The following is an 11,175-nucleotide window of genomic DNA, read 5'->3' as shown; positions in this document are numbered from 1 at the left end:
AGGTCTGCCAGAGCTTGTCGGACGGAGTCGAAAGTTGTACCGGTGGCGGCGATACCGATCTTCGCACCGGAGGGGTTAACCTCGATCACATCAAGCTTGTTCACGGCGCCGTAGGCCTGCACCAGATCCCAACGTGGACCTACGAGATCGGCTTCAGCTGGAATGATCTTATCGGGAGACACATCCATCGGTCGTTGTTTGTAGACGAAGGGCTTGCCCTCGAACTGCACCTCGGGCACCACGATGTCGAAATCGGCGATGCTGCCGTCGATCGTCCAGGCGCCGTCCGCCACGTCGGCAACGATCTTCAGGGCCACAACACAACCGGACGCGCGTGAAAGTGCCACGGCGTGCATACCCATCGTGATGATCTCTTCGGCATTGCGCGGGAACAGAACCGGCACACCCATCGCGGCAAGCGAGCGCTCACTGACGGCCGGAACCGTGGAGGACTTCGACGCCGGGTCGTCGCCCACCAGCAGGACTACGCCGCCCTTGGGGTTCACGCCGTACATGTTGGCGTGGCGAATGGTGTCGGTAGCGCGGTCGACACCGGGCCCCTTGCCGTACCAGTAGCCAGTGACTCCATCGAACTTCGCGGTTCCCGCAGGTAAATCTGCCTGGCTACCCCACACCGCGGTGGCCGCAAGTTCCTCGTTGAAGCCAGGGATGAAGGTGATGTCGTGCTCGGCGAGAACCTTGGGCATCCCGTGGAGCATCTTGTCGACGCCGCCGAGGGGGCTGCCCTGGTAACCGGAGACAAAGGTGGCGATCCGCTTGCCTGCGCGGACGTCGCGGACATGCTGTTCGACGAAGCCGCGAGCGATTGCCTGAACGCCGGTCAGCAACACCGGTCCCGATCCCGAACGGTACCGATCATCGAGATCGTAAGGCTTCGAGTCTGATTCTGTCGATATCAGTGCAGTCATCGTGACCACGCGTCCCATCTCGTTGCGCCTGCGAATGCGATTAGTTGATATGGATTGAGAGTTGAATTTCATTCAATAAAAGTAGAATATGATGATCATTTCGATCATATGATGGGGCTGCTCGTCCCGGTCGAATGGCGGAATTTTCTGTGACATTTCGCCAAGTGTCAAAGTTGAAGTTCCGGTACACCCCGATGTGGATAGTTTGATCCTGTTTCTTCTAGGCTTTTGCGGGAAGTGTAAATTCTTTTGTTTCTTTGTTGAATGGGTTCTCCTGCAACCTGAACTTCTCGACCTTTCCGGTTGGAGTCTTCGGCAAATCGGTAACGAACTCGATATAGCGAGGAACCTGAAACCTAGCCATCGTGGCATAGCAGAATTCCCAGACTTCTTTCTCTGTCAAAGCCGCCTCAGATTTTACGACGACAGATACCTTGACTTCTTCTTCGGTGAGGTCTGACTTTACTCCAAATGCGGCACAGTCCAGAACAGAAGGATGTTCTCGAATTCCTTCTTCCACCTCAAATGAAGAGATGTTTTCGCCTCGACGTCGAATACTTTCCTTCTTGCGGCCAATAAAGAACACATTTCCGTCGACATCCATGCGCACCAAATCTCCACTGTGGAACCACATGTTCCGGAGGGCCGAGGTGCTTGCATCAGGATTTTCATAATATCCGGAGAAGGTAGTCCACGGCACTTTGGGACGAATTAGCAGTTCCCCAGGCTCACCCGGTGCAACTTCTTGATCAAATTCATCCGCGACGATAATTTCGAATTCCTCTACGGCGCGTCCGCATGAACCTGGAATGCGGGGTTGCGAAAAATGCTGAGTTATCGGAATATTCGCCTCGACGGATCCATAGAGTTCGACAACTGTCAACCCGAATCGTTTTTCGAACATATCGACAGATTCCGGAACCGGTACACCCCACGCCAGTCGCACCGGATTGTCTGCGTCGTTTGGCTTCGGTTCGGCCTTCGCCAAGATAGATAACGTCGCTCCCATGAAGTCGAAAACAGTGGCGCCTGCTTCGCGGATTTCGTCCCAGAATCGCGAAGCGCTAAATCGTTTACTAATCGCAGCAGTCCCACCCACAAGGAGAGCGGGAACAGTTGTCAAAGCTGTGGCATCGGCGTGAAACAGTGGGAAAGGACAGTACAGGACGTCCGCTTCCGTTAAGCCGAAGTCTCGAATCGCGATCCGCGCCTGAGAGGTGAAGTAGCGATGCGAGAGCATACATGCCTTCGACCGCCCGGTCGTTCCCGAGGTATAGAGAAGGGCCGAGATGTCTGAGAACTTGACATCGACAGTGGGGGCTTTTCGATCAAGATAGAGATCGGAGAGCCAAAGGCCATTACCTTTCGCATCCTCGTTGCTGGCCACAACAACGGTGGCGTCGATACCTGCTTTGAACAATGCAGTAGTCAGGATTTCATAGAGATCCTCGTCAACCACGTAGACTTGTGCGTCAGCTAGGTTCACTGCGTGCTCGAGACTCAATCCCCTGAACTCGGTGTTGATGGGCACCCAGATTGCTCCGAGCCTGTTGGCAGAAAACCATGTGTGCTCGCATGCCAATGAATTCCGCATGAACACGCTCACGCGATCGCCAGCGTTGATCCCGCAGATATCACTCAAACCTGCGGCCAGCCTGCCGACCTGGTCCTCAAACTGCGAGAATGTGATGTCCTGTCCATCAATTTTGAGGAATACTCTGTTGGGCCAATGTTCGATTGCGTCGTTCAGTGCCGAATTCAAGGTCGTTTCGTCATGCATTTTTTCACCTCAGTTGGCTTGGTACCGAATAAATGTGCGGAATGCTATGGGGTGTGTGTCGTGCGTGTCCGATTCTGGAACGCAGAGAAGCTTTCTTTGGTCTCAATAGATGCAAAACAGTATGAGGCAAGTTCTACTTCTAGTTGGAGATAGGATTCTTGTTGCGGAACGAGTGCGAGTTCGATGGCCCGCTTTACTCCAGTCTGCGACCGTCGCGGATGTCCTGCGAGTTCCGTGGCGATCTCCAAGGCCCGTGCCTTCGGATCTGCATTCAGTTCGGTATAGAGCCCGAGTGACAAGCCCTCTTCTGGCTCAACCCACCGACCTGTCAACAGCAGTTCTTTGGCGCGAAGCAGTCCCACCATCAACGGCAGTCGTGCTGTGATTCCGCCAGTCGGAGCGTGTCCGATTACTGCCTCAGGGAATTTGAGCCGGGCTTGCGGGCCTCCGACGACAAAGTCGGCGGTGAGCGCGATTTCGGCGCCTCCACCAACAGCGTATCCGTGGACGGCGCTAACGACAGGGCACGGCGCTCCGGCCATCAATCTCGTCAAATCCTGCAGCTGATGGAACGCAACGCGCAACTCCTCAGCTGTTCCGGTTTGCGGGGCGAGAGTCTCATTCAAATCTTCGCCTGCACAAAATCCGCGACCCGCGCCTTGCACCACAATTGCACCGGCTGACTGCGAAGCACGTAACGCGTCGACCAGGTTTGTCAACAGGTCGGTATTCAACGCATTCAATGACTGAGGCCGATTGAGGGTAATTACTGCGACGTCTCCGACGTATTCCGTCAAAACTGTGCGTTCACTCATTGCATTTCTCCTTTATGTGTGGGGTGATACCTCAGCTGGGGTACCACGCCTTCACTACCAAGCGCTGTAAAGAGCAGTGTTTGATGGCAGCCCCGGGCTGAAGGAAATTGGCCAATCGTCCCTTTTGCCTCCGCCAACATCACTCACATCGACCCGCCCTAGTGGACTGACCAGTAGAACACCAGCTGTGTCGAGTGTTGTCAAGCCCACGCGCGCACAACAAGTCGTCGCAACCCATCGGAATCGGGGTGCCAAGTCCGCAAGGCCCGCCGGCTGGGTGGAGGTTCGAGAAGCGAAACATGGGTTCTGGTTTGCCGACCCATTGCACTCCAGCGCTTCTCGCCGCAGCCGTCATTCCCAAGTTTCAGTAAAGTCCTTGATGGTGGCGGCATTTCGATCTCTCAAGCACGCAGATCGAGTCGCTAACCGTTGCGAACCGCAGGCCTATGCAAGGCCTCCGAGTCCCCCCGCAATGGCAAGCGGTCGGACGTCGATGTTGTGACAATCCGCTCGGTCCCACGCCTTTCTGGGAAAAATTCTTCGGCCGGTGGTTGACAGAGTGATGGTGATGTAGTTCACTTACCGCACTGGCTAGACCACTGAATTTTGGCCCATTCTTTCGGCACGGAGATCGACTTCCCTTGTAGGGTTACAAGGATTTTACGGAGCGATCGGTAAGCGAGTCACAATGCTGTCGCCCAATAGAAAATTACGGGACTGCTGAAGGGTGTGACGAATAGGCCGATCTCGATGTGACGAAAGGAACTGCAATCCATTGTATTTTCAGAGACGACAAGGAAAGCTATGAAACAGAATCAGGCACAGATGGCGCCGGTTGCTAACCGATCCACGATGAACAGGGTAGCTTTCGCGAGTTTTGTCGGTTCGGCGATCGAGTACTACGATTTTTACATCTACGGCGTAGCAGCCGCACTTGTATTCCCGCATGTTTTCTTTCCAAATCTCTCACCTACTGTTGCAACGATCTCTTCATTCGCTACATTTGCGGTCGCATTCATCATTCGTCCCGTCGGTTCGGCTTTCTTTGGCCATTATGGAGATCGAATTGGAAGGAAAAAGACTCTGATCGCAACTCTATTGATCATGGGATTGTCGACGGTTGCGATCGGTCTAATCCCTAGCGCTTCCTCGATCGGTGCAGCAGCACCGGTAATTCTCATATTCCTTCGTGCGCTCCAAGGATTTGCAGTGGGGGGCGAATGGTCGGGAGCGGCGCTACTTACAGCAGAGTATGCACCGGAACGAAAACGTGGCCTCTATGGCATGTTCCCGCAGATAGGCGTCGGTACCGGACTTGTGCTGAGCAGCCTCGTTTTTCTCCTCGTCAGTCAAACTGTGGGAGAGGGGAACGATGCCTTTCTAACCTGGGCATGGCGACTTCCTTTCCTCTTCAGTATCGTCCTTGTTGCAATTGCGCTGTACATGCGCTTGAACATTGAAGAAACTCCGGTATTTCGCGAAAGTGCGGGTAACATCACAAAAAGTCCATTGAAGGAACTTCTCCGCACACAACTGAAGCAGACGATGCTCGCAGCAGGAGCCATGATGAGCGTTTTCACTTTCACCTTCATGGGCGGGACGTACCTGACCGGGTACGGGCGCACTGAACTTGGACACTCCTTTTCTTTGGTGCTCGTTTCGAATGTTGCGGGCGGGCTTGCCATGGTTGTCTTCTGCGCGCTATCGGCTGTTCTCTGCGATGTCTATGGCCGTCGGCGAGTCATTCTATGCGGATTTATGCTGGGGGTTCCATGGTCGTTCGCCGTGCTGCCAATTCTCGACACAGGATCGCCATTCCTATTTATCATTGGAATTGTCGGAACCTTTACCGTTCTCGGAATCTCGTATGGACCGATGGCCTCGTTCATACCTGAACTCTTCGCTACGAAGTACCGTTATACTGGAGCCGGACTTGCATACAATCTTGCGGGCGTAGTTGGTGGCGCCGTTCCCCCGGTTATCGCCGGCGTCCTGCTGGCAGCCTTCGGCAGTTACGCCATTGCAATTCTGTTGGTCACGTTCGTTCTGATCAGTTTCCTCTGCACGTATGCACTACCCGAGACCAATGCCAAGCGTCTCTAGACGGTATGCAGATCGAGCTGTTGTGGGGATTCGCTTGCACGTTGCTGAGTAGATGAAACCTAGATTGGTAGTGCCAACATATGCAGGAGGCCACAGAGATCTACCAACGACGAGCGGGGGCTTGGATGGTCGCGCGCTCTCCGTCGTCGGCTGCAGAAAGAATTCGATCCGCAGCAGAGGGGAGAAGATATGGTCCTTCGAGGTTGAGGAGGCCATCCGCGAACATTCTGCAACCTTGGAATGCGCGTCATACGGCTTTCGATCGAATCTCATCGAGGGAGAAGTCAAAGTATCGGTAGTCGCCAAAGACGGATCGGAGCTGTCGGAGCGGGAACCGCGGAAATTCTGCTACACGACTATGGCGCATTTTCAAGTTCCCCGCGATGTCGAGCTCGGCCGTGAGCTGGCGAAGACCCGACCGGCAAGATTGAGAAAGCCCGCCTGCAGGAGCGCCCTTCAAACGAGGACACCGTCGAGTTCGAGCTCCCCGCCATCACTGACCCACCACCACCTTGGAAGAAGAACTATGACAACGACGAAATGGCTCACCTTCGACTGCTACGGAACCCTGGTCGATTGGCGGTCCGGCATGACAGCAGCTCTTCGTAGTGTCGCAGGCAGCGATGCCGACCGGCTGCTCACGGAGTACCACCGCCACGAGCCGAATGTCCAGACCGAACACCCGGAGTGGGCGTATCGCGTGGTACTCGCTGAAGGTCTCCGTCGAGCAGCTGAGCGATGCGAGATCGAACTTGATGAGGAACAATTGGACGTACTCGGCAGAACACTGCCGACTTGGCCGATGTTTCCCGACACCAACGAAGCGTTGAAGGCGTTGGAAGCCAGGGGTTACAGACTGGGCATACTCTCGAACGTGGACCGCGAAATGCTGCTGCTCACATTGGAAAGCTTCGAAGTGGGAATCGATGAGATCGTGACCAGCTCGGACATCGGAAGTTACAAACCTGCTGCCCCTCATTTCGAGACTTTTCGCGCCCGAACCGGCACGGACTGCACCACCTGGATTCATGTCGCATGCAGCTTGTTCCATGATGTAGAAGCCGCGGATAGCGCCGGCATCAGATCGATATACATCAACCGCGAGAATACCGACTACCCGGCCGAACTTGTGGCAGCCGTAATGCCTGATCTCAAGAGACTCCCAGAGGTGGTGGAGGAACTGTTCGGCCAGGAGCCCAGCTAACGGAGCTCGATCGAAAGACCGCGGTTATTGTCTCAATCTGCAACATGATGCGGCCCTGGGCCGAACTGGTCCAGGGCTGCAGTGGCTGGTTCAGCTGGTTTGCAGGATTTGACTTGCACGGGTGCTGTCGCTTCGGGGCGCCCGCTACGCGTTCATAAATGCATGGATGAGCAACTATGGGGTGCAAAAGGAATGCTCCATGTTCACCGTGAACTTTGAGGAGTGGGGCAATCTGCGATGGGCCTGACTTTTTCGAGCAGCTCGCGGAGGATTGCCTGTGGATTGCTTCCTTCCTGCATCTAGTGCGGCGTGGGATAAATAATTAGACGGTGTGGTTTGCGGTACTTGCTTGCATGCGAGTTGCGCCTTTGGTTTTACGGGACGGGGATCTCGGGCGTGTGACGGCGTTGATACGGTCCAGATCGGTGCGGGCCGGTATCGCGCAGCGGGCTCGGATCATCGTGCTCGCATCTGAGGGCGAATCGAACACACGGATCGCGGAATTGGTGGGCGTAACCCGACAGACTGTCATCACCTGGCGGGCACGCTACGACGAAGCCGGGATGAACGGGCTTGTCGACGAGCCGCGTTCGGGGTGTCCGCGCACGATCGATCACCGCCAGATCGTGTCGGAAACATTGATGCCGCCGCCGAAGAAGCTCGGCGTCACCCATTGGAGTACACGTTTGCTGGCAGATCGATTGAAGATCAGCAACAACACCGTTGCCGATGCGTGGCGTGAGTGCGGTGTACAGCCTTGGCGCAGTGAGACATTCAAGTTTTCCACCGATCCGGAGTTGGTTGCGAAGGTGACCGACATCGTCGGCTTGTACTTGGAGCCGCCGGAGAACGCGATCGCGGAAGTGCGTGGACGAGAAATCGCAGATCCAGGCATTGGATCGGACGGCTCCGACGTTGCCGATGCAGATCGGGATCCCCGAACGGCAAACTCATGACTACGTGCGCCACGGCACGACCACCTTGTTCGCTGCGTTGGAGATCGCGACCGGAAAGGTGACCGGGATCTGCCGGCCCCGTCACCGTCACCAGGAGTTTCTGGTGTTCCTCAAGCATGTGGCGCGGGCATATCCGGACCAGGAATTGCATCTGATCATGGACAACTACGCCACGCACAAGAAAGTCGAGGTCCGGGACTGGCTGGCGGCGAACCCGCGAATCTACGTCCATTTCACCCCGACCTCGGCATCGTGGATGAACCTCGCCGAAGTCTGGTTCGGCATTATCGAACGACAAGCCATCCACCGCGGCACCTTCCGAAATGTTCGCGAGCTCACCGCCAAAATTCGGGACTTCATCAACGGGTGGAACCCACGAGCGCAGCCGTTCATCTGGACAAAAACCGCCGAGCAGATACTCGCGAAAGTCGACCGTCGAAAAACTTCATGAACACCGCACTAGAACCGCAACATGGTTATGGGATGATCTACAAAATATGGCGTCGCCGAGCACGGTCTGTGTGGGCTTCCTGGCTGTGTGCAATGGATCAGCTCGTCTGGTGGAGCTTTCTTGCGAGGGTTCGTTTGAGGTTTCAGATTCATCTACCGCGACGTCGACCGGCTGCGGGAGATCATGCGCGCACCGGCACGTCGTCAGCCACCGCAGATCGAAGTGGCGATGGGAATCAGTCTGATGTCGCTACTGCGGCAGTTCGACGCCGCCTGCACAGCAGCTGGTACTGTGCCCGACCTTCAGTCTTCGGATCGAAGTCCGATGGCCTCGACGCGGTGATGTTGGCGAACATCGTGCGTATCGATGCCGCGTTGGCCATTCGGGTCCCAGCCCACGCCCAGCAGGACGCGGTCTGGTCTCGGCAACGCTTCCAGAACTGTTTGCTGGTGATGCTCGGGTCTGAGCAGACGGTCGGAAGGAGTTCGTCGCCCTCGCCCTCGCCCTCGCCGACGGCTACCGCGAATCGACTTCAGTCCTGGGTGGACCTGCTGCGCGACTGCCGCCGCCGAGGGATGTGGGCCCCGGTGTTGGTGGTCGGGGACGGCGCGCTGGGGGTCTCGGAAGGCGTTGAGGGAAGTGTTCCCCGAGACCCGGGAGCAGCGCTGTTGGTTCCCCAGGAAAGCCAATGTGCTTGCTGCGCTAACGAAGTCAGCCGACCGGGGTGCATTGGCTGCGATGAAGAAGTCCTACAACTCCGTGGATATAGACAAGGCGGTCGCGACGATCGCCGACGACGCCGAGCCACCAGATTGGACTATTTCTCACCGGAAGATCTCATCGAAACAGTTGTATGGATCGCAGGCGACGACAATGTCTGCGGGGCAACGGATCTTGGGCTCCCGTGGCGCGGCACTACTGATCGCCTTGCTTGGCAACCACTCCCAGCAGTTGTTCTATATCCCGGGACGGATCGTGCACCGCGCGGCAGCCACCTACCGTGGCGACGGTAAGACCGACGCGAAAGATGCCCGGATCATCGCCGATCAAACACGGATGCGCACCAACCTGCACGTACGTCCGCGGAGCGGACCAGATCAGTGTCGACCTACGCCTGACTGCTCACAGCCCGCCGCACCGACCGGGTCCGCGCGATCAGCGAATGTTTTCGATCGCCGATCGCCGATCGTCAATCGCCGCTCTCGTCGCCCATCATGCCAGGAAAACGCGTCTGTGATTGTCCGGCCGGGCATCGTGGTCCGGCCTTGTTGCTGCGGTATTGGCTAGACTCGCGCTACCTAAACCGACTTGAACCGGCGAATCACGTTGGCACGAGCGGAAAGAACACGACTCCGAAAAGTGGAATCCGGCAGCATCCCAACTGCACACAGGTCGGTCTGCCACATCCGAACATAGATTCGGAACACAAACATGATCGGTGAACCTCTCGGATCGCCGGCGACCTCTCGTACAAGATCGAGGCTAACGAGTAGCGATGATCGGATGGGGAAGGCCTTCAACCAGCCTCAGCCTATCGGCCCGTATGCCGCAAATGCCTCCATCGGTGCTCTGCGGTCGTCTGGGATGAACCGGCCGTAATGCTCGATGATGTCCTTAAGTGCCATTCTGGCGGCATCAGCTCCATTGCCTTGTTCGATCTGTTCGAGAACCAATCCGTGCCGACGACAGCTGTCGATCATCATTTCTTCGACGTCGAAGGAGGCCTTGAGTTTGATTTCAATCAGGTTCATGACCACGCCGCACGCGACATCGTTGCATACTTTCAGCAACCCGCTGTTCGCGGATTCAGCCACGGCTTGGTGAAATTTTACGTCCGCCGCAGAGAACGCTTCGTACCCTGATCTGATTGCACTGGCAGCCTCGGAATGTGCCTTCTTCATATTCTCCAGCTGTTCGGCCGTGTGGGCCACCGCTGCGAGAAATGTGGCCGATCCTTCGATGGACATGCGGAACTGAAGTAGATCCGCCAGGTCGAAGTGCTCGAGATGGACCATGGTGGTCAGCGACCGGTTCAAGGCAGTAGGTGAGAATTCCTGCACCACCGCACCTCCCGTAGGGTCACCTTGGCGTGACTGGATCAGTCCGGAACTTTCCAATACCCGCAGAGCCTCACGAACTGTGGTACGGCTGACTGCGAACTCCGTCGTGAGCTCGCGTTCACTTGGGAGCCTGTGACCTGGCCGTAGCTCACCCCTCAGTATCGCGTCCTCGATCTGTTTGACAATGCTCTCGTATGCACGCACTCGTTTGGCCGGAGCGAACTGACGGCGTGGTTCCGTGGTGGGTTTCGCTGGCACGAGTTTGGCTCCCTAGCGCGTAAGTGGTCGGACCGCTATCACTCTACCCTCCGATAGTCGACATCATCCGCCGTGCTGGGCGAGGCGGTCGGCGATCTTCTGCGCTTGAGCTACAGCTCTGCTGTGGGTCAGGGTCGCGCACACATTGTCACCATCGAAAACCTCGACGGTGAAGTGAAGGCGTCTGCCGTCGCGCTCGACGAGTGTCGCACGAGCTGTCAACGTTGCTCCTACCGCGCTGGGCAGCAAGTGCTCGATCGTAGCGGCGGTACCCACAGTGAGTTCTCCGTCTTGCAGCTCACCGGCAACGATGTTGTGGCATGCCACTTCCGCCAGGCCCAGCACGAACGGCGTTGATGCCGCCTTGGGGAAGTCGGGTCCAAACATTGCTGCAGTGTCCACATCGCTGACGGTCTGCGATAACGATCCTGTTAACGACATGTGTTCTCCCTGTTGATGATCCAGCTCCCGGTAGGTGCGTCGGGTCACTGTTTTTTGAATTTTCCGAAACGACTTGTGCCGCCAGCCATAAAGCATACTATCCATAGTGGCTAGACCACTAGTCGATTCGTTTACTGCCTGAAGCGCGGTTCCACCGATTGGCTTTGGCCGGCTCAGT

At 56.5% G+C, this 11,175-nt stretch carries 7 protein-coding genes and 4 pseudogenes; 5 read left to right on the top strand and 6 right to left on the bottom strand.

Going from position 1 to position 11,175, the window contains the following annotated elements; genetic code table 11:
• The 3 genes and pseudogenes from PCS43_RS28930 to PCS43_RS28920 form a co-directional block, all read right to left on the bottom strand.
• Positions 1–929: pseudogene (locus PCS43_RS28930) on the bottom strand (indolepyruvate ferredoxin oxidoreductase family protein); the annotation flags it as partial.
• 220 nt (positions 930–1,149) lie between these two features.
• Positions 1,150–2,709: an AMP-binding protein gene (locus PCS43_RS28925; protein WP_064075672.1), complete on the bottom strand. Its 1,560-nt coding sequence runs from the start codon at positions 2,707–2,709 to the stop codon at positions 1,150–1,152.
• Positions 2,710–2,753: 44 nt separating this feature from the next.
• The gene (locus PCS43_RS28920) at positions 2,754–3,524 is read right to left on the bottom strand and encodes an enoyl-CoA hydratase/isomerase family protein (protein ID WP_064075671.1); all 771 of its coding nucleotides are present in this window, start codon (positions 3,522–3,524) and stop codon (positions 2,754–2,756) included.
• Between the two features lie 852 nt (positions 3,525–4,376).
• On the opposite strand from PCS43_RS28920, the gene PCS43_RS28915 reads away from it, so the two are divergent.
• The 5 genes and pseudogenes from PCS43_RS28915 (at position 4,377) to PCS43_RS33555 (ending at position 9,525) form a co-directional block, all read left to right on the top strand.
• Complete coding sequence (locus PCS43_RS28915) at positions 4,377–5,627, top strand: MFS transporter (protein ID WP_231915089.1); 1,251 nt, start codon at positions 4,377–4,379, stop codon at positions 5,625–5,627.
• Between the two features lie 121 nt (positions 5,628–5,748).
• On the top strand, positions 5,749–6,831 hold the full coding sequence (locus PCS43_RS28910; protein ID WP_231915086.1) for an HAD-IA family hydrolase: 1,083 nt from the start codon (positions 5,749–5,751) through the stop codon (positions 6,829–6,831).
• A gap of 353 nt (positions 6,832–7,184) precedes the next feature.
• A pseudogene (locus PCS43_RS28905) lies at positions 7,185–8,238 on the top strand (IS630 family transposase).
• Positions 8,239–8,678: 440 nt separating this feature from the next.
• Positions 8,679–9,027 (top strand): annotated as a pseudogene (locus tag PCS43_RS28900) (transposase); the annotation flags it as partial.
• An 84-nt stretch (positions 9,028–9,111) separates the two neighbouring features.
• Positions 9,112–9,525 (top strand): IS110 family transposase, encoded by a 414-nt coding sequence (locus PCS43_RS33555; protein ID WP_434784318.1) that lies wholly within the window; start codon positions 9,112–9,114, stop codon positions 9,523–9,525.
• 239 nt (positions 9,526–9,764) lie between these two features.
• On the opposite strand, the gene PCS43_RS28890 is transcribed toward PCS43_RS33555, so the two are convergent.
• The 3 genes and pseudogenes from PCS43_RS28890 to PCS43_RS28880 all read right to left on the bottom strand — a co-directional run bounded on the left by PCS43_RS28890 (position 9,765) and on the right by PCS43_RS28880 (position 10,997).
• Complete coding sequence (locus PCS43_RS28890) at positions 9,765–10,301, bottom strand: FadR/GntR family transcriptional regulator (RefSeq protein ID WP_231915090.1); 537 nt, start codon at positions 10,299–10,301, stop codon at positions 9,765–9,767.
• Positions 10,302–10,322: 21 nt separating this feature from the next.
• Positions 10,323–10,502 (bottom strand): annotated as a pseudogene (locus tag PCS43_RS28885) (FadR/GntR family transcriptional regulator); the annotation flags it as partial.
• Positions 10,503–10,619: 117 nt separating this feature from the next.
• Positions 10,620–10,997: a thioesterase, FlK family gene (locus tag PCS43_RS28880; protein WP_064075673.1), complete on the bottom strand. Its 378-nt coding sequence runs from the start codon at positions 10,995–10,997 to the stop codon at positions 10,620–10,622.
• Positions 10,998–11,175 lie beyond the last annotated feature (178 nt).

The sequence above is a fragment of the Rhodococcus sp. C-2 genome (assembly GCF_027854095.1).
Lineage (GTDB): Bacteria > Actinomycetota > Actinomycetes > Mycobacteriales > Mycobacteriaceae > Rhodococcus_F > Rhodococcus_F qingshengii.
The sequence above is the reverse complement of the archived record's forward strand: the minus strand, read 5'-3'. Positions and strand labels throughout refer to the sequence as shown.

What these genes read in the sequence shown, in the direction of transcription:
- PCS43_RS28925 (WP_064075672.1), bottom strand. Translation starts at nt 2,709, where the DNA reads ATGCATGACGAAACGACCTTGAATTCGGCACTGAACGACGCAATCGAA.
- PCS43_RS28920 (WP_064075671.1), bottom strand. Translation starts at nt 3,524, where the DNA reads ATGAGTGAACGCACAGTTTTGACGGAATACGTCGGAGACGTCGCAGTA.
- PCS43_RS28915 (WP_231915089.1), top strand. Translation starts at nt 4,377, where the DNA reads ATGAACAGGGTAGCTTTCGCGAGTTTTGTCGGTTCGGCGATCGAGTAC.
- PCS43_RS33555 (WP_434784318.1), top strand. Translation starts at nt 9,112, where the DNA reads ATGTCTGCGGGGCAACGGATCTTGGGCTCCCGTGGCGCGGCACTACTG.
- PCS43_RS28880 (WP_064075673.1), bottom strand. Translation starts at nt 10,997, where the DNA reads ATGTCGTTAACAGGATCGTTATCGCAGACCGTCAGCGATGTGGACACT.